This window comes from Haloarcula japonica DSM 6131 (assembly GCF_000336635.1).
GTDB lineage: Archaea > Halobacteriota > Halobacteria > Halobacteriales > Haloarculaceae > Haloarcula > Haloarcula japonica.
The window spans coordinates 269647-287166 of the sequence record NZ_AOLY01000005.1 but is presented as its reverse complement, the minus strand read 5'-3'; the positions used below and the strand labels follow the sequence as shown (position 1 = coordinate 287166).

Genomic DNA, 17520 nt, shown 5'->3' with positions numbered 1-17520 from the left:
GGTGAAGAGATTCAATCGTCCAGCAGCACGATCAACACGGTCAAGCTGACCGTGAAGAAGGCGCCCGGTGCAGGGAACATCGATATCGGCAGTACGATCGCCCAATGGGTCGACTCCAGCGGCTCGTACGACCTCACCTACGAGGGAACCTACAACGGTGACCCAGGCGGGAGCGAATTCTCTGTCGCCGATGTGCAAGACGATGACGGATCAATCTCGGGGAGCCAGGTTCTGAACGACCCGTCCGACCGCGCGACAATCATCTTTAGCGCTGAAGCGATTCGAGGAAGCGGTCTCGGTGAGGGTGAGACGGCGACGGTTCGCCTGAACACCCAGTCCGGTGGCACGACGACCGCTCGGCTTGTCGTCCCGGAGACTCTGTCTGGTAACTCCGCAGTCNTTCGCCTGAACACCCAGTCCGGTGGCACGACGACCGCTCGGCTTGTCGTCCCGGAGACTCTGTCTGGTAACTCCGCAGTCAGCCTCTAAGACGCCATATCTTTCAGTTTCAATTGCTGACATACTCATAGCTTATTCTGCCTTCTGCGTGCTTTCCAACGCATAGCTTGCGGCATGATACTGACTCCGGCACATACACAGTCACTTGCGACTTGTCACACTGACACTCATTGTTTGTTGACCACTGCTCTCAGAGATGGAATTCAGCGTTTTTACCACTCTTAGTATAAATGCCGGCTTTGGCTTCTGAGGCTGCTTCTCTCAACCACTCAGGCCCTATTATCAAGTGATATAATTTGGGAGGAGGTGTTATTACTGACGAAAAGAACGGTTGCATAGGGTCAGACAGACCCGGATTAACAATGCTAACGGAACTAACGAACGACGACGACCGCGGGCAGGTCGGTATCGGCACCCTGATCGTGTTCATCGCGATGGTGCTGGTGGNAACAATGCTAACGGAACTAACGAACGACGACGACCGCGGGCAGGTCGGTATCGGCACCCTGATCGTGTTCATCGCGATGGTGCTGGTGGCGGCGATTGCTGCGGGCGTCCTGATCAACACGGCTGGCTTCCTCCAGAGCAGTGCAGAGGAAACCGGCCAACAGAGCAGTGACCAAGTGACGAACCGACTGCAGCTCGTCAACGCCGTCGGTGAAGAGATTCAATCGTCCAGCAGCACGATCAACACGGTCAAGCTGACCGTGAAGAAGGCGCCCGGTGCAGGGAACATCGATATCGGNGGTGAAGAGATTCAATCGTCCAGCAGCACGATCAACACGGTCAAGCTGACCGTGAAGAAGGCGCCCGGTGCAGGGAACATCGATATCGGTAGTACGATTGCCCAATGGGTCGACTCAACTGGATCGTACGACCTCACCTCATCTGGGTACAGTAATTCTCCAAACCCCGATGGGTCTTCTTTCGCTGTCGCTGATGTTCAGGACGACGACGACTCGATCTCAGGGAGCCAGGTTCTGAACGACCCGTCCGACCGTGCGACGATCATCTTCAGCGCTGAACAGATCCGCGGAAGCGGCAACGGTGACGGCCTCGGTGAGGGTGAGACGGCGACGGTTCGCCTGAACACCCAGTCCGGTGGCACGACGACCGCTCGGCTTGTCGTCCCGGAGACTCTGTCTGGTAACTCCGCAGTCNTTCGCCTGAACACCCAGTCCGGTGGCACGACGACCGCTCGGCTTGTCGTCCCGGAGACTCTGTCTGGTAACTCCGCAGTCAGCCTCTAATTCGGTCATCTTCTCGGTTCGACGTAGTTCTCTTTTCGTCCACCCTGGCCAGCGACGGAGTTATACGATAGCCTCACACACTAGTACCTATGGCTCGGCGGTCAGACGAACCGAATCCGGAAGAGGGCAAGGTACTCTCGCCCGAAGAGCTTGATATCGCTGACGACGAGCACGTCACTGAAATCGACGAGGGCCGCTACGTCGTTTCGTCGGACGTCCGCACTGACGACTCCTACGGGAACCAGGTCTCATCGGATTCGGCGTCTGAATCCCCGCCGTCTCCTGCACCGGACCCGGAGCCGTCAACTCCCGAATTCTCCGATGCGAACGTCCACGAGTGGCTTGCCGAACAGATGGCAGACTCGAACGCCAGATACGGCTTTGACGTGACTGCGAAGTTCGACGGCGACGTCGACCAGCAGCAGCTCGCTTCCAACGACATCGTCACCGTTTTCGAGAGCTTCATGCTCTGGTACGGTCGCCAGATGGACGGGTCGACACCGGTCGAAGAAGTGCTGGGTATTCTGCTGTCAGAATCGAACGTGCCGGTTCGCTACCCGCCAGCGGTCATCAAACAGCTCGTCCGGTCGACACAACTGACGCCGGACGATTCCATCGCTGATCTCTTGGAGGCCGTCGAGGCTGCCGACGGTGCCGAACTCTGATACGGGCGCTGTAGGTATTGCCACAAGGACCACCTGCAATCGGCCAGCTATCGCGATAAACAGGGACAGCAGCCGACCAACCGACGAGGGATTTAAATCCGGGCACGGCAGTGTGTAGGGTAGATAATGGTCCCGCGCCAGCCACCGACGGTCGTTGCCCTGTTCATTCTGGTAACGCTCGTCGTGACGGGACCACTCGTCGGCGTCGACGCTGTCAGGACACAACCGACGACTATCGGCGACGGGACGGCAGCTATCAGTTCCGTCCAACTGCCTACATCGGAGATACGGATCACGGACGGTCGGTTCGGGACGAAGGTTGCGTATCTCCGAGTACCCGATGCCAGTGTGACCGTCGACTCCGTGACGGGCCGTCCGAGACTGCTGTATCAGGTGACGGTCCCCGCGCTCGATATCTCTCGCGAAGATGAGCAGGTCCTTTCCGAAGGCCAGTCCGGGACGTACCGGCTCGCATCCGGTGATAGAGCGGTCGTGCCGTCAGCACTGGAGCGGAATGTGTACAGGGGAACCGTCCTGCTTCGGGTCCAGAGCTTCGAAACTGCTGAGACAATCGTTGCTGAAAACGTGACAGTACAGGTGGAACGATGACCCGAGATGTCGAGTGGTTCACTGGGCGCTGCCGACAGGTGGGAACGGGAATCTTCGGTGACCGCTACGGTTACGCCCTCTGGCTCGGCCTGCTCGTTACGTTCGGGCTCTACTGGCGCGTTGGCATTTTCATCACCGACACGTACACCACCGCCAACGCGCTCGTCGCTGTCTCGAACGGGCACCTCCACATCACGGAGACGCCGTACACCCTGACACTCGGCGCCCAACCGGGCCTGCATGAGGCCGGCGGCAGGCTTTACGGACGCAACTACGGCCAGATACTTCTGGCTGTCCCGCTGGTCTGGGCGCTGCAAGCGCTGTCCGTGCTCATCACACCACGGCTACTGCTCCTTGGCCTCTGGTCGGGCACTGCCCTCGTCTTCGTGGCTCACGTCAGCGTGCTCAGACAGCGCCACACCGATACCACCAAGCGAACGGTGCTGTGGGTCGGTAGCGGTCTCGTCGCTGTCCTGTTCCTGATCGGTGCGCTGACAGCGACAACACTCCCGGACACTGCGATCCCGATTGCCGCGTTCCAGATCTCGACGATGCTTGCAGCAGCGACGACCGGCGTCGTTCTCTACCGCCTCGTCGGAATCTGGCATGACCGCTCGGTCGCTTTGGCGGCCGGTGTCGCAATCGGTATCGCCTCGTCTGTCGGATTCTGGGCCTCGCTTCCGAAACGGCACGTTCTGGTAGGGTTGTTGCTATTGACGACGGTGTACCTGTTCGCTCGGAGCCGAATTGCGTATGCCGACTCCAGAGACCGACTCGGACTGGGCTTTCGCGCCGGTGCGTACGTCACCGCTGGACTGGTAACCTGGACCCATGCCTTCGAGGGGTTCTTCCTCGTGGTGACGCTGGCCCTCGTGGACCTTGTCACTGCAAGGCGAAACTCGATTCTCCATCTGGCCGTTGTCGTCCTCGCGCTCTTCCTCGGCTCACTCCCAATGCTCGTGACGAACTTCATTATTTCGGGGAACCCCGTCGAACCACCACGGTTGCTCACCCGTGTTGGGGGTGCGAATGTCGAATTCACGCCTGAGATCGGTGGTGATGGCGGTACCGGTAGTGGTAGCGGCACTGAGGGTGCGGGGACGGATGGTGGTACTGGCGGGGCTTCTGATGGAACCGACGGCGGGACTGGCGGGGGGTCCGGTGGGACCGACGGTGGGACTAGTGGGACCAGTGGTAGTGATTCCACAGAGGAGGGGAGTGATACCGGAACGCCGGTTTTGACACCGCTTCTCGGCCTGTTCGAACGACTTAGGGGGCCTGTGGCACCCGCGATAACATTCGTCTCGGATACAGTTCGCAATGGTCTCAGCGTATTGACCACACCGGATAGAATGTCACAGATTTTCCTGCGGAGCGGCTCCGCTCCGGGTATCAACTACGCTCCTAATTCCTACGAGGCAATCGAACTCACGATGGTCGAGGCCGTCCCGCTTTTCGGCGCGGTCGCGGCACTCCCTGTGGTTCTGGTTCGCTCAGCTAATCAGCGGATACGGCAGTGGAATGTCCGTCCGTCACAGTATTCCCCCAGAACACAGACCGATATGCTCGTTACAGCTCTGGTGGCTGTATTCACGCTTGTCTATCTGAGCCGTCTGCCACTGCACACACAGCTAACGGTTCGATATTTGCTGCCGACGGTCCCGCTCATCATGTACGGTGTCGTTCGGATTCCGGCAGTGTACGAACCCATCAGTGACGCGAGATGGTGGCTTGCCGGCGGATACGCTGCGAGTACAATTGGTGGTCTCTGCCTCGGACTCGGCGTCGTTGCCGGACTTGATCTGGCGCTTGGGGAGGCGGTACAGTTTCACGCACTCCTCAATCTCGGTGGGGCAGCAGTTTGTGGCGGGACTGTGCTGGGCCGCACACTCGCTCCCGACTGGGTCCCGTCCAGAGCGGTTGTACTGGGCCTGGGTCTCCCGGCAGGACTAACGACAGCGTACCTCCTCTTGTCGGGACTCGTGTACTTCCAGTATGGCCCCTTCGCACTCGATTTCATTCGCGTTCTCACACCGCATCTCCCTGCGGTGTAACTGGGTTTCGTGGCCCACCGATATCACACGCGATAATTTACGGGACACCTTTATCTAACTCATCATGGTATGTTGGCTTGATAAGCATGCCAGACGTACTGATCGCCGACGATTCAGAGTTTATGCGTAACCTCCTCCGCGAAATTCTCGAAGAAGATCACGAGATCGTTGGGGAGGTCGAGAACGGCGTCGAAGCTGTCGAAGTGTTCAAAGAAGAAGGGCCAGACCTGGTGATGATGGACATTGTGATGCCTATTCGGGATGGCATCGAGGCCACGGACGAGATCAAATCTTCCAATCCTGATGCGAACGTCATCATGTGTACAAGTGTCGGCCAGGAAGAGAAAATGAAGGAGGCAGTGAAAGCGGGGGCTGACGGATACATCACCAAGCCGTTCCAGAAACCCAGCGTGATGGAGGCTATCGAGGACGTCGTTCCCTCATAGATGAACGTCGATATTCAGTCGCTCGGTACGTTCAACCAACTCGCTCACGAGGGGGCCGAACAGGCCACGCAGTCGATGGGCCAGATGACGGGCATCGATGCCGTCGTCGACGTAACCAAGATAACGCTGCTCGACAGAGCAGATGTCGGCGAGGAACTGGCCGGACGTGACTTCGTCGGCGTCCAGTTCTCTTTCGATGGCGTTCTGGAGGGCGATACGGTTCTTGCCTTCGACGTAGACAGCGCCGGCACGATCACCGAGGAGATGATGCCCGGTAGCAGCGACGACGAGGCGATGGCCAGGAGTGGCATCGAGGAGATCGGCAACATCATGATGAGCGGGTTCATCGACGGCTGGGCCGACTATGTCGGTGCGACCATCGATCATTCGCCGCCGGAGTACATCGAGGAGTCCGGCGGTGACGTGCTCCCTGATGCACCAGAGAACGGCGACCATCAGCAGGTGTTCGTGTTCAAATCGGAGATCGAATGGATCGACGAATCGGTGAACTTCTACATCTACATGCTCCCTGAGTACGAATCGCTCACGGAGATGATGGTGGAGCACGTCGACACAGACGGCGACGCCATCCCAATCGACAAGCTCCAGACGTTCAACGAGATGACGACCAGTGGCACCCAGAAAGCCGCTGACAACGTCGAGATGATGACCGGTATCCCGACCGAGTCGGAGGTGACACAGATCAGTTTCGCCCCCATCGAGGACGTGCCAAAGCAGATCGGCACGGACACGTTCGTCGGGACGGTCGTCGAGTTCACCGGGACGCCAAGTGGCTACCTCATGGTGCTGTTCGACGAAATCTCGGCCATCAACGTCGCGGAGGCAATGATGCCCATCGAGATGGACAGCGACGAGCTAACCGACCAGCACAAGGCCGCCATCGAGGAACTGGGGAACATCATGACGAGCGGGTTCGTCGACGGCTGGGCGAACGTGCTCCAGACCTCCGTCGAACACACGCCGCCGCGGGTCGTCCACGACATGGGGCGGGCGATCATGGATCCGCTTGCGGCGCAGGTCGGCCAGCACCAAGAGCACGCCTTCATCATCGACTCCGAGATGCAGACCGACGATATCGAGTTCAAGGCGGAGATCCACGCCCTGCCCGACGAGAAGGAGCTACGCGCCGCCCTCGACGACCTCGATGTCGAGCGGGCGACCGAGACGGGAGCGGATGTCGAACAGATATTCAAATAATGAAAGTATACGATGGCAGCCAAACAGAGAGCCCAGAACAAAGCACGCCTGAGCGTATCAAAGTCGGCATCGCGGAGTACAAGGTGACCACAGAACCGGCTGTGCTAACCACGAGCGGGCTGGGCTCCTGTATCGGGATCGCGGTATACGACACCCGTAACACGGTGGCCGGACTCGTTCACGTCATGCTTCCGTCGGCGGCTGATATCGACGGCGGCAACCATGCGAAGTTCGCGGACACGGGCATCGAAGCGCTCATTGAGGCCATGGCGGATGCCGGGGCATCGATGGAGGCGATGGAGGCTAAAATCGCTGGCGGGAGCGATATGCTCGATTTCTCCGAGAACGGCTCCTCTATCGGTTCGCGCAACGCCAAGAAGGTGCGAGAGACGCTGGACGAACACGACGTTCCAGTTGTCGGCGAAGACCTGGGCGGCGATCACGGCCGGTCCGTCAAACTCGAAGCGGATACCGGCAATTTCATCGTCAAAAGCGCAAACACGGATTCGATAACGCTGTGACGTCTGCGACCAGCAATCGTATGTGACGCTGGCGTCAGACGGGCGACAGCCATTCGTCTGCCGGGGGCGCACTAACACACTCTGTTCCCACGATTTTCCTGCCGAAATTAATATGAAATGTAATAGGCTAGTACTTGAATCGTTAATTTACAGTATCTGAGCCGGTAAAATGGGATATTATTATCAAATATGATACGCTAAGGGGAATATTCAAGAGTAGAAACAGCATGAGATACAACAGATGAGTAGTCCCGCTCTCGTGCCACTGGCTCCAGCCGTCTCACCGGAACTGGTTGGACTGGCACCCGCCCTCTTTGTCCTGCTGACCGGCGGGCTGGTTGGTATGAGCATCAAGAACATGTTCGATTCGATTCTGTCGGATGACGAGAGCGGGGGCGCGAGCGAGGACGACGGTGGTGGCGAGATGGCCGACGGTGGCGGTCTGATGGCTGACGACGGCGGTGGCGACGATCTCGGTGGTCTCGGCGGCCTCGACGACGGCGGCGACGACATGGGTGGGTTCGGTGACGACGAGTTCGGCGACATGGAGGACGCGAGCGGGCCTGACACCGACGAGCTGGAACACCGGCTTGACGAACTTGAAAACGAGGTCGGCAGCCTTTCCTCGACGGTCAACACGGTGCGGACAGAAAACGAGAGTATCTCCGAGTCTGTCGAAGAAACCGAGGAGAACGTTCGGAAGCTGCTCGATATCTACGAGATGGTCACCCGTGGCGTCAACCCCTTCGCCGACGATGTCGACGGCGGTATGGGCGGCATGGGTGAAGGCGGCTCCTTCGGCCTGTTCGACGACGACGGGAGCGACGATACCGAAGAGGATATCGACGACGACGTCGCCAACGCCGACGCAGAGGGCTTTTTCGACGAAGACCTGACAGAGGACACTGGCGGCGACATGTCGATGGACGACGGCGGTGTCGACGACATGTTTCCCGACGACGGTGGCGACGACATGGGCGGCTTCGAGGACGACGGCGGGTCGTTCGACGAGGAGTTCGACGACTTCGACGATACGGAGGACGACATGAGCATGGACGATGGGATGAGCATGGACGACGGGGAGAGTATGGACGAGGACAGCGACGACGGCGACGGCGGCAAATCGTTCGCAGAGCTCAAAGACGAGTACGAGTCCGGCGACGCTGAGTGGGCCGAGGGCGAGGAACCCGAGGAAGAAACGGACAACGACGATGACCTGCTTGGTGAAGGCGATGACGACCTGCTGGCCGACGAGGATGACGACCTGCTCGGCGAGGATTCGGACGACGATATGGGCGGGCTGGAAGACGACGACCTCTTCGACGAGGTCATCGAAGACGACGAGAGTGACGAGGCCGGGGCGGCTACGGAAGCTGACCCGGAACCGGAGCCCGAACCGAACCCAGAGCCGGAACCCGAACCAGTTGTAGAATCGGAACCGGAGCCCGACCCAGAGCCCGAGCCGGAACCGACTGCTACACAGACTGACACGGCGGCCACCGACAGTAACGATGAGGCAGTAGTAGACGACGACTCGGACGCAGATGCGGACGACGACGGGAAACCGTACCTGTCGACGATGCCGGAGGGCTTCGCGGCGGACCTCATCATCGTCGAGTGGCTCGAGTTCCTGGTTCAGCACTCGGGCTACCGCGAGACGGCTCGCGCTATCGACTACTACGAGACTATCGACTGGATCGACGAGTCGGTCGCGGACCAGCTCAAGGAGTACCTCCGCGGCTTCAACGACGTGAACGACACTGGGGATGGGCTGTCTATCGACCACCACACGGAGAGCCTGCACTACATCTCGCAGCTTGACAGTGACAGCGGGGCTGACGCTGTTGCGCTCTCGAAACTGGTCGGTGGAGGTGGTTCCGATGGGATTCAGCGTTAGCGGCTCGGCAGCCATCATCTTCGTGGCTGCGTTCATCGGCTTCGGAATGTTCTACTCCGCGACCGCGAACAGCTTCGAGCGTGTCAATGACGCCCGCGAGGACCAGCGCGACCGGCTCCTCGATCAGCAAAACACCGACATCTCGCTTGTGTCAGCGACGTGGAACGAAAGCGGGAACGACAATCTCGTCGTGACCGTCGACAACACCGGCTCGGAGACACTGTCGGTCGAAGCGACTGACCTACTGGTCGACAACGACTACCACACCGGCTATGACACGACCGTTGACACCGACTCCTCGACCGACATCTGGGCGTCACAGGAGCGGTTAGAGATCACCGTCTCCTCGCTCAGTAGCCAGCCCGACCGGGTGAAAGTCATCGCCGAGAACGGCATCGCCGAAACGATGGTGGTGAGCTAACATGGCGAGCGTCTCCGTCTCACATCTGATCCTGTTCATCGCGTCGATGGCCATCGCCGCGAGCGTGGCCGGCGTCTTTACGAGCAGTATCGGCGAGCTGAGCAACGCTGTCTCGGAGCAAGGGCTGGACGTGAGCAGCGATGTCCGGACCGACGTGGAAATAATCTCCGACAGCGGCAGTAACACCATCTACGATGGCGACGCGAGCACAATCACGATCCACGTCAAAAACACCGGCTCAGAGACGTTAGCTCCGGTTCCCGGACAGGTGGATGTGTTCGTTGACGGGACCTTCGCCAGTGACTACACGGTAACACTGGAGCCAAATGGTGGCAACAGCTGGCGACCCGGTGAGGTGGTTCGTATCGATATCAACGATAACCTCAACAGCGGCGACCACCGTCTCAAGCTTATCGTCAACGGCGACGAGGAGGTGTTCGAGTTTAACACATGAGTATCGCAAGTACTGACCTATTCTCGCTCGGACTGGACGATCACGACCGGCTGAACAAGGAACTGGGCGGCGGTATCCCACCCGGCAGCATCATCCTCGTCGAAGGGGACTACGGGGCCGGCAAATCCGCCATGAGCCAGCGGTTCACCTACGGCCTCTGTGAGGAGGGCCACGAAGTGACATACCTCTCGACGGAGCTGACCGTCGGGAGCTTCCTCGACCAGATGCACTCGCTGTCGTATGACATGGTGGACCATATCCTCGACGAGGACGTACTGTTCCTGCACGCCGACATCGGCGAATCGAACGCCCTGACCGGCGGTGACGAGCAGTCAGACCGGAAGGAACTCCTCAAGCGACTGATGGAGGCCGAGGTAATGTGGGATGCTGATGTCGTCGTCATCGACACCTTCGACGCTATCCTCCGGAACGACCCCAAGTTCGAGGCCCTCGTCCGGCAAAACGAGGAGCGACAGGCCGCTCTGGAGGTCATCTCCTACTTCCGGGACGTCATCTCACAGGGGAAGTGTATCATGCTTACTGTCGACCCGTCGACGCTGGACGAGGAGGCTATCGGTCCGTTCCGGGCTATCGCCGACGTGTTCATCGAACTGGAGATGATCGAGGTCGGCAACGACGTGCGCCGGCAGATCAACGTCCTCCGATTCGCCGGCATGGGTGAACAGGTCGGTGACACCATCGGGTTCTCGGTCCGCTCGGGAACCGGCATCGTCATCGAATCACGCAGCGTCGCCTAGAGGTGAGCTAAGATATGACAGACCACGGACGTGCGAAACCGTCGGACGAACTTCGACAGATGGCAGCGCGGCGGCCCCACCTGCGGGACCACCTGAAGAAGTTCAAACAGATCACCGGTGAGTTCCCGATGCTCATCGACGAGGCCGACGACGACTACGAAACGAACCGGCCGAACGTACTCTATCCGGTCGGTGGCCCCATTTTCTGTCATATCTACGGCGACGTGGGGCAGGACATGAAGTACTACGCCATCGAGCCAGAACTTGACGAGGACGAGCGGGCCGTCTTCGGGAAGGTTCGAAACCGCCTGCTCCAGCGCAGCGTCAACAAGCCCGCGCCCGAAAACGAGGCCCAGTTCGACGACCGCATCGAGGAACTCCTGCAGGAGACGACCAAAGTCCGGGACGAGGACAGCGACAGCGGCGTTCTCACGCGCCTGTCGAACCTCACTGACGTGAGCAGCGTCGAGGTCACACAGGAGACCTACGAGAACATCCTCTACCGGCTGAACCGCGACATCGTCGGCCTCGGCCCGCTCGAACCGGTTATGCGCGACCCAGCCAACGAGGATATTCACGTTATCGGCCGGAGCGAATGCCACGTCGACCACGGGGTCTACGGGATGCTCGAAACGACCGTCGAATGGCAAAGCGAGGAGGCCTTCGACCAGTGGCTCCGCAATATGGGCGAACGGATGGGCGACCCGGTTTCGGACTCGGACCCCATCGTCGACTCGACGCTTCCGGACGGGTCGCGTCTGAACCTCATCTACTCCGACGACGTGAGCCTCAAAGGGCCTTCGCTCACCATCCGTCAGGGCGACGACGTTCCGCTCTCGATTTTCCAGATTACCAAGTGGATGACGCTGTCGCCGCAACTGGCCGCGTATCTCTGGCTCTGTCTGGAGAACGAACAGACAGTGTTCGTGGTCGGGGAGACGGCGTCCGGGAAGACGACGACGCTGAACGCGATCACCTCGTTCATTCCCGACGACGCGAAGATCTACACCGCGGAGGACACCGCCGAGGTGCTCCCCCCGCACAACACCTGGCAGCAACTCCTGACTCGTGAGGGCGAGGACGAGGGAACCAGCATCGACATGTTCGACCTGGTCGCCGCCGCACTGCGGTCCCGTCCCGACTACATCATCGTCGGGGAGGTTCGTGGTGAGGAGGGACGGATGGCGTTCCAGGCTGCCCAGACCGGTCACCCGGTGATGCTGACGTTCCACGCGAGCGACATCGTTTCGATGATTCAGCGCTTCACCGGTGAGCCGATCAACGTCCCCGAGACGTTCATGGACGTGGCCGACGTGGCGCTGTTCCAGAACCGCGTCAAACAGGGCGACCAGGTCCTGCGCCGTGTAACGAGCGTTCAGGAAATCGAGGGGTACTCCAAGGAGATGGACGGTGTCGTCACCCGGCAGGTGTTCAACTGGGACCCCGTCGAGGACGAGATCATCTTCCAGGGGATGAACAACTCTTTCGTTCTCGAAGAGCAAATCGCGACCCTGCTCGGCTACGAGGACACGCGTGACATCTACGACGACCTCGAGTTCCGCGCGAACCTCATCGAACGGGCCATGCAGGAGGGTATTCTCGGCTATCACGAAGTCAACGACTTCATCTCGGACTTCCAGCGTGACGGCGTCGAAGGGATCCCGTTCAACATGGCCAGACCGGACTAACGATGGCACAGGGCGAAGCCGAGAGCGACCTCGATCTGACGATCACCGAGACGATCCAGTCGCTCGTTGAATCCTACCGCCAGATGACGATCCCGCTGGAGCGGTATCTCTTTCTCATCCTGCTGCCAGCCGTCGCCTTCTTCATTATCTCGACGGTCGTTGCCCTGCTGTTGGATCAGCCCATTGCAGTCCGAGCACCGATCCCCCTGCTGGGCTTCCTCGTGATGGCGTCGGCGGTTTTCTACCCGAAAATCCTGCTGAGCCAGCGCAAACGCGAACTCAATAATCGGTTTCACTTGCTTATCACGCACATGACCGTGCTGGCGACGACGAAGATCGACCGGATGGAGGTGTTCCGAACGCTGGCTGAGGAAGACGAGTACGGCGAACTCGCGATGGAGATGCACCGAATCGTCCAGCTGGTCGACACCTGGAACCTGAGCCTCGACGACGCCTGCCGTCGCCGCGCCAAGCAAGTCCCGAGCCGCGCCGTCTCAGACTTCTTCGACCGGCTCGCGTACACGCTCGGGGCCGGACAGGGACTCGACGACTACCTCCTGACCGAACAGGAGCAGATCATCCAGCACTACTCGACGGTGTACAAGAGCTCGCTCGACAGTCTGGAAGTGATGAAGGACCTCTACCTGTCGATGATTCTCTCGATGACGTTCGCGCTGGTGTTCGCTGTCGTTCTCCCGGTCCTGACCGGGACGAACCCGACGATGACCGTCAGCGCCGTCATCGTAATGTTCGTCTTCGTCCAGACCGGCTTCTACCTCGCCATCCGTTCGATGGCTCCCTACGACCCGGTGTGGTTCCACCCTGTCGACTACCCGTCGCCGGTCGAGTCAAAGCTCAATAAATCGATGGTCGCCGGCGTGGGGCTGTCGATGCTGCTCGTGTTCATCACACTGGGCGGGATGCTCGGTATCTCACCGATCACGCTGAACGACCTCTTTTTCATGTTTGACGAAGTGCCGCTGCCGCTGTATGCCGCCGCGCCGATCACGCCGATGCTCATCCCCGGCATCGTCTTCCGGCAGGAAGAACAGCGCATCAAGGACCGGGACTCGGAGTTCCCGAACTTCATCCGCGCGCTCGGTGCGACCGAGGGCGCAAAGCAGTCTACCACTGGTGCGGTGCTTCGAACCCTCCGCAAGAAGGACTTCGGCGCGCTCTCTCCGAACATCGATAACCTCTACAAGCGACTGAATATGCGGATCGAGCCAACCGCTGCCTGGCGCTTTTTCACCGCGGACTGTCGCTCCTATCTCATCCAGACCTTCTCCGAGATGTACCTCATCGGCCGCGAGATGGGTGGGTCCCCAAAGCAGCTGGGCGAGCTCATCTCCGAGAACATGAATCAGGTACTGCAACTCCGCCAGAAGCGAAAGCAGGCGGCGACGACGCTCGTCGGCCTCCTCTACGGGATGACCGCTGCCTCCACCTTTGCTTTCTTCATCGGGCTGCAGGTCGTCAACATCCTCGCCGATATGTCGCTCAACCTGAGTACCGGGAGCCGGCTGGACGCCGCCTCGCTTATCAACACGAGCGTCTACAACATCCCGCTCATCGAGTTCCTACTCATCATCATCATCATGTTCGGCGCGATGCTGTCGTCGCTGATGATTCGAACTGTCGACGGCGGCCACAACGCCAACACCTACATGCACTTCGTGATTCTGTCTTGGATCGGCGCTATTACCGGGACGTTCACGAAGTGGCTGGTGTCGCAGTTCCTCTCCATCTGAGTAGTACCTTTTTACTGCGTCGGGTGTCCTCGCGCGCTCTTCGAGCGCGCTGTGGGCACCACTCTCTGCTCACGGGCGCGAAGCGCCCGTTCGCACGGCCAGCGGGACCTTCGGTCCCGCTCGGCTTGCAAAAATCTACGCTAAAAACGCCTCCGAGTCGCGGCCAGGCCGCGCTCGGAGTGAAACTGCTCGCTCCGCTCGCGGTACATCACAACAGCATCAGTACAGCCCTCAGCAGACCTGCCCTGCCCCGGGTCGTGGCACGGAGGCCACTCCCGGCCTACCAGCATCATGACATCTATTCCCGGCCCACAGCACCGCAGTCCCGCGACAGCTACCCTTCGAAGCCGTCTTCCCAGCGGAACACGCCGTCTTGCTGGATGACTTCGCCGTCGACTTCGAGCCGCGACCCCTCGCCCATCGTCGTGATGAGGTCCTCGTGGACGGCGCTGTCGTTGCCGGACTCGCCTTCTGGAAGACAGGCATCGTACGCGCGCCCGAGCGCGAGGTGAACGGTCCCGCCCATCTTCTCATCGAAGAGGATGTTGTCGGTGACGCGGTCGACGCCGCGGTTCATCCCGATGCCGAGCTCGCCCAGCTGGCGCGAGCCGCCGTCGGTCCCGATGATTTCGTCGATGACTGCCTCGCCCTGTTCGGCTGACCAGTCGACGACGACGCCGTCCTTGAACGTCAGCTCGACGTTTTTGATGCGGCGACCCTGTATCGTCATCGGCACGTCGAAGGTTACGACACCAGCGGTGTCGTAGGGAGCAGTGAACACTTCCCCGGAGGGGAGGTTGTGCGAGTCGTAGGCCACGCTGGCGGCGGAGTTGACGGCGATGCGGCCGTCGATAAACAGCGTGATGTCCGTGCTGTCGGCGACTATTCGGACTTCCTTGCCGTCGTCGAGGATCTCCTTGAGCCGGGCCTGTTCTTCCGCCAGCGCCTCCCAGTCCCGTAGCGTCGCGTCGTAGACGAAGTCCTGATAGTCAGCATAGGCCATCCCGGCCTGCTGGGCCATCGCCCGTGTCGGATGCTGTGTCGACACCCAGTCGGTATCCAGGCGGGCCTCCCTGATTTCTTGTCGAGCCGTCGAGTACGCCTGCCGCTGGTCGCTGTCCACGTCAGCCGTCTCGGTGGTATTCCGCGATCCTTTCAGGAACAGCACGCTGTCTGCCCGGTCGTACAACGCCAGTTCGTACTCGGGATTCTCGGTGAATGACCCGTCGTGAGCCCCCAGATAGGCCCGTGTGAGTTCGTCGGACTGGTACGTCGATAGGAGGTTCGCGCCGCGGTCGCCAAGCTGTTCGGCCACAGCGACTGCGAGGTCGTGGGCACCGTCCTCGACGGCCAGAACCACGTCATCGCCCGCATCGATGCGAGCGCTCCAGTCGACGAGAATCCTGGCGTGTTCGCGTATGCGGTCGTCCATATTCCTATCAGGAGTGGCCGGAACAAAACGGCGGTGGTCCCGGGATTCTAATGGACGATGTGATTGTATTCCGTGGATTTTTTGCGTGCCAGAGCCGGATTGTTCAGTGCAGTACGGGACAGGACTCGCGGCAATTGCTGGCTTCCGAGACGGTCGGCTGAGGACGGTACCATGACTGACGACGGCACGGGTGGTGTTCGTGCCACGCTTTTCTGTCGAATCGCAATCCCTACCTGTTCGGTCGGCGAGTCCTCGGTATGGAACTTGGCGTCATCGGACTCGGACGTATGGGCCGCATCGTGGTCGACCGCGTGCTCGAAGCCGGCCACGAAGTCGTCGTCTTCGACATCGACGAGGAGAGCGTCGCCGACGCGGCTGACGCCGGGGCTCGACCGGCATCGTCCATCGGCGACCTCGCGGAGAAACTCGGTCCGGAGAAACGAATCTGGCTGATGGTCCCCGCCGGAGACCCGGTCGATGCCGCGCTGGACGAACTGGCCCCGGTACTTGACGGCGATGACATCGTCGTCGACGGCGGGAACTCCTACTTCGAGGACTCGGTTCGCCGCGCCGAGTCGACCGACGCGGCCTACCTCGACTGTGGTACGTCCGGCGGCCCCGCCGGTGCAGAGCTGGGCTTCTCGCTGATGGTCGGCGGCCCGCAGTGGGCCTACGACGAACTGGTCCCCGTCTTCGACGCCGTTGCGACCGGCCCCGACGGCCACGACCGGATGGGACCGGCGGGCTCCGGCCACTACGTCAAGATGGTCCACAACGGCGTCGAGTACGCACTGATGCAGACCTACGGCGAGGGCTTCGAACTGCTCGCCAACGGCCGGTACGACCTCGATCTCGAATCGGTCGCCAACACCTGGAACAACGGGGCCGTCATCCGCTCGTGGCTGCTGGAGCTCTGCGAGGAGGCGTTCCGCGAGGAAGGCAACGACCTCGGCGATGTGGCTGACCGCGTCGAGGGCGGGTCGACCGGCACCTGGACCGTGCAGGAGGCGCTCGAACAGGAAGTCCCGGTGCCGCTTATCTACCAGTCGCTGGCCGAGCGGTTCGGCTCGCGGGCCGACGACGGGCGCTTCTCGCGCCGCCTTGCCAGCCGACTCCGATACGGCTTCGGTCGCCACGACGTCCCGCGCCGCGAGTAGCCGGTCGCCGATTGCGGTTACCTTCTGTCCTGCCGTTCGGAGCCGAGGGCTGCTCCGTCAAGCGGTGTCGGCGGTGCTCGCGCGCTGAAACAACAGCTAATTAAACCAGTATTCCATAGCCGGACACATGGTAGAACTCGTTGGGCTCGCCGCCGGGGCCACGCTTACCCTGATAGTGGTCGCGCTCCACTACGCCAAAGGGACCGGTTGGGAGGCACCGGAAGACATCTCCCAGGAAGTCCTCGAGCAGCGGGCCGCGACAGTCCCTGAGACGGACTTTCCGGAGCCGTACAACCGCTCTATCGGTGGTGGCGGTGCTACAGCGATTCCGGCTGGTGAGGCCGAAGGCGAACTCGGCGAAGGCGAGGAGGCTGAAGAGGAGGACGAAGGCTTCGATCCCGAGGACATCGCCGAGGACGATGTCGAGTACTACGAGATCGAATTCGCCAAGGAGGGCGAAACGATCGAGGTTGCCAACAACGAGCCGCTCCTCGACGCCGGCGAAGAGGAGGGCTGGGACCTCCCCTACGCCTGCCGCGAGGGCCAGTGTATCTCCTGTGCCGGCCACATCGAGGACGGCCCGGCCGAGGACTACATCCGCCACAGCAACAACGACTCGCTGATGGACGACGACATGGAAGAGGGGTACTGTCTGACCTGTGTCGCCTATCCGACCAGCGACTTCACCCTCGAAACCGGCGAGTCGCCCTGACTGTGGTTCACAATCGTTAAGACGGGCA

General features: G+C 60.6%; 16 protein-coding genes and 2 pseudogenes. 17 read left to right on the top strand and 1 reads right to left on the bottom strand.

Features of this window, described 5'->3' with window-relative positions; all coding sequences use genetic code 11:
* Positions 1-51: 51 nt before the first annotated feature.
* From C444_RS02640 to flaJ, 15 genes and pseudogenes are all read left to right on the top strand, one after another.
* Positions 52-489: a hypothetical protein gene (locus C444_RS02640; RefSeq protein ID WP_455549915.1), complete on the top strand. Its 438-nt coding sequence runs from the start codon at positions 52-54 to the stop codon at positions 487-489.
* A 332-nt stretch (positions 490-821) separates the two neighbouring features.
* Positions 822-905: pseudogene (locus tag C444_RS23220) on the top strand (archaellin/type IV pilin N-terminal domain-containing protein); the annotation flags it as partial.
* Between the two features lie 6 nt (positions 906-911).
* A pseudogene (locus C444_RS02635) lies at positions 912-1619 on the top strand (archaellin/type IV pilin N-terminal domain-containing protein); the annotation flags it as partial.
* A 179-nt stretch (positions 1620-1798) separates the two neighbouring features.
* Positions 1799-2374 carry a DUF7500 family protein gene (locus C444_RS02630; protein WP_004590732.1) on the top strand — a complete coding sequence of 192 codons (576 nt, stop codon included), beginning with the start codon at positions 1799-1801 and terminating at the stop codon, positions 2372-2374.
* Between the two features lie 126 nt (positions 2375-2500).
* Positions 2501-2983: a hypothetical protein gene (locus C444_RS02625; RefSeq protein WP_004590731.1), complete on the top strand. Its 483-nt coding sequence runs from the start codon at positions 2501-2503 to the stop codon at positions 2981-2983.
* Positions 2980-5037, top strand: coding sequence for a hypothetical protein (locus C444_RS02620; RefSeq protein ID WP_004590730.1), 2058 nt, complete (start codon positions 2980-2982; stop codon positions 5035-5037). The genes C444_RS02625 and C444_RS02620 overlap by 4 nt, the downstream gene beginning before the upstream one ends.
* An 86-nt stretch (positions 5038-5123) precedes the next feature.
* Positions 5124-5483 carry a chemotaxis protein CheY gene (cheY, locus tag C444_RS02615; protein WP_004515265.1) on the top strand — a complete coding sequence of 120 codons (360 nt, stop codon included), beginning with the start codon at positions 5124-5126 and terminating at the stop codon, positions 5481-5483.
* Positions 5484-6701 (top strand): chemotaxis protein CheC, encoded by a 1218-nt coding sequence (locus tag C444_RS02610; RefSeq protein ID WP_004590729.1) that lies wholly within the window; start codon positions 5484-5486, stop codon positions 6699-6701.
* Positions 6701-7222, top strand: a complete 522-nt coding sequence (locus C444_RS02605) for a chemotaxis protein CheD (protein WP_004590728.1) — start codon at positions 6701-6703, stop codon at positions 7220-7222. The genes C444_RS02610 and C444_RS02605 overlap by 1 nt, the downstream gene beginning before the upstream one ends.
* A 241-nt stretch (positions 7223-7463) precedes the next feature.
* Positions 7464-9119 carry a FlaD/FlaE family flagellar protein gene (locus C444_RS02600; protein ID WP_049909047.1) on the top strand — a complete coding sequence of 552 codons (1656 nt, stop codon included), beginning with the start codon at positions 7464-7466 and terminating at the stop codon, positions 9117-9119.
* Positions 9103-9540 carry a flagellar protein F gene (locus tag C444_RS02595; protein WP_004590726.1) on the top strand — a complete coding sequence of 146 codons (438 nt, stop codon included), beginning with the start codon at positions 9103-9105 and terminating at the stop codon, positions 9538-9540. Before C444_RS02600 ends, C444_RS02595 begins: the two co-directional genes overlap by 17 nt.
* 1 nt (position 9541) lies before the next feature.
* Positions 9542-9994, top strand: coding sequence for a CARDB domain-containing protein (locus C444_RS02590; RefSeq protein WP_004590725.1), 453 nt, complete (start codon positions 9542-9544; stop codon positions 9992-9994).
* The gene (locus tag C444_RS02585) at positions 9991-10752 is read left to right on the top strand and encodes an ATPase domain-containing protein (RefSeq protein ID WP_004515259.1); all 762 of its coding nucleotides are present in this window, start codon (positions 9991-9993) and stop codon (positions 10750-10752) included. The genes C444_RS02590 and C444_RS02585 overlap by 4 nt, the downstream gene beginning before the upstream one ends.
* A gap of 14 nt (positions 10753-10766) precedes the next feature.
* Positions 10767-12440: a type II/IV secretion system ATPase subunit gene (locus C444_RS02580; protein WP_004590724.1), complete on the top strand. Its 1674-nt coding sequence runs from the start codon at positions 10767-10769 to the stop codon at positions 12438-12440.
* A 2-nt stretch (positions 12441-12442) separates the two neighbouring features.
* A complete protein-coding gene (gene flaJ / locus C444_RS02575) occupies positions 12443-14191 on the top strand; it encodes an archaellar assembly protein FlaJ (RefSeq protein ID WP_004590723.1) in 1749 nt (582 codons plus the stop codon).
* A 334-nt stretch (positions 14192-14525) separates the two neighbouring features.
* On the opposite strand, the gene C444_RS02570 is transcribed toward flaJ, so the two are convergent.
* Positions 14526-15623 carry an aminopeptidase gene (locus tag C444_RS02570; protein WP_004590722.1) on the bottom strand — a complete coding sequence of 366 codons (1098 nt, stop codon included), beginning with the start codon at positions 15621-15623 and terminating at the stop codon, positions 14526-14528.
* Between the two features lie 257 nt (positions 15624-15880).
* Between C444_RS02570 and gnd the strand changes: the two genes are divergently transcribed.
* Both gnd and C444_RS22880 read left to right on the top strand, forming a co-directional pair.
* Complete coding sequence (gnd, locus tag C444_RS02565) at positions 15881-16780, top strand: phosphogluconate dehydrogenase (NAD(+)-dependent, decarboxylating) (protein WP_004590721.1); 900 nt, start codon at positions 15881-15883, stop codon at positions 16778-16780.
* Between the two features lie 127 nt (positions 16781-16907).
* Positions 16908-17492, top strand: coding sequence for a 2Fe-2S iron-sulfur cluster-binding protein (locus tag C444_RS22880; protein ID WP_004590720.1), 585 nt, complete (start codon positions 16908-16910; stop codon positions 17490-17492).
* The last annotated feature ends 28 nt before the right edge of the window (positions 17493-17520 follow it).

What these genes read in the sequence shown, in the direction of transcription:
- C444_RS02620 (WP_004590730.1), top strand. Translation starts at nt 2,980, where the DNA reads ATGACCCGAGATGTCGAGTGGTTCACTGGGCGCTGCCGACAGGTGGGA.
- cheY (WP_004515265.1), top strand. Translation starts at nt 5,124, where the DNA reads ATGCCAGACGTACTGATCGCCGACGATTCAGAGTTTATGCGTAACCTC.
- gnd (WP_004590721.1), top strand. Translation starts at nt 15,881, where the DNA reads ATGGAACTTGGCGTCATCGGACTCGGACGTATGGGCCGCATCGTGGTC.
- C444_RS02600 (WP_049909047.1), top strand. Translation starts at nt 7,464, where the DNA reads ATGAGTAGTCCCGCTCTCGTGCCACTGGCTCCAGCCGTCTCACCGGAA.
- C444_RS02585 (WP_004515259.1), top strand. Translation starts at nt 9,991, where the DNA reads ATGAGTATCGCAAGTACTGACCTATTCTCGCTCGGACTGGACGATCAC.
- C444_RS22880 (WP_004590720.1), top strand. Translation starts at nt 16,908, where the DNA reads ATGGTAGAACTCGTTGGGCTCGCCGCCGGGGCCACGCTTACCCTGATA.
- flaJ (WP_004590723.1), top strand. Translation starts at nt 12,443, where the DNA reads ATGGCACAGGGCGAAGCCGAGAGCGACCTCGATCTGACGATCACCGAG.
- C444_RS02590 (WP_004590725.1), top strand. Translation starts at nt 9,542, where the DNA reads ATGGCGAGCGTCTCCGTCTCACATCTGATCCTGTTCATCGCGTCGATG.
- C444_RS02580 (WP_004590724.1), top strand. Translation starts at nt 10,767, where the DNA reads ATGACAGACCACGGACGTGCGAAACCGTCGGACGAACTTCGACAGATG.
- C444_RS02570 (WP_004590722.1), bottom strand. Translation starts at nt 15,623, where the DNA reads ATGGACGACCGCATACGCGAACACGCCAGGATTCTCGTCGACTGGAGC.
- C444_RS02605 (WP_004590728.1), top strand. Translation starts at nt 6,701, where the DNA reads ATGAAAGTATACGATGGCAGCCAAACAGAGAGCCCAGAACAAAGCACG.
- C444_RS02630 (WP_004590732.1), top strand. Translation starts at nt 1,799, where the DNA reads ATGGCTCGGCGGTCAGACGAACCGAATCCGGAAGAGGGCAAGGTACTC.
- C444_RS02610 (WP_004590729.1), top strand. Translation starts at nt 5,484, where the DNA reads ATGAACGTCGATATTCAGTCGCTCGGTACGTTCAACCAACTCGCTCAC.
- C444_RS02625 (WP_004590731.1), top strand. Translation starts at nt 2,501, where the DNA reads ATGGTCCCGCGCCAGCCACCGACGGTCGTTGCCCTGTTCATTCTGGTA.
- C444_RS02595 (WP_004590726.1), top strand. Translation starts at nt 9,103, where the DNA reads ATGGGATTCAGCGTTAGCGGCTCGGCAGCCATCATCTTCGTGGCTGCG.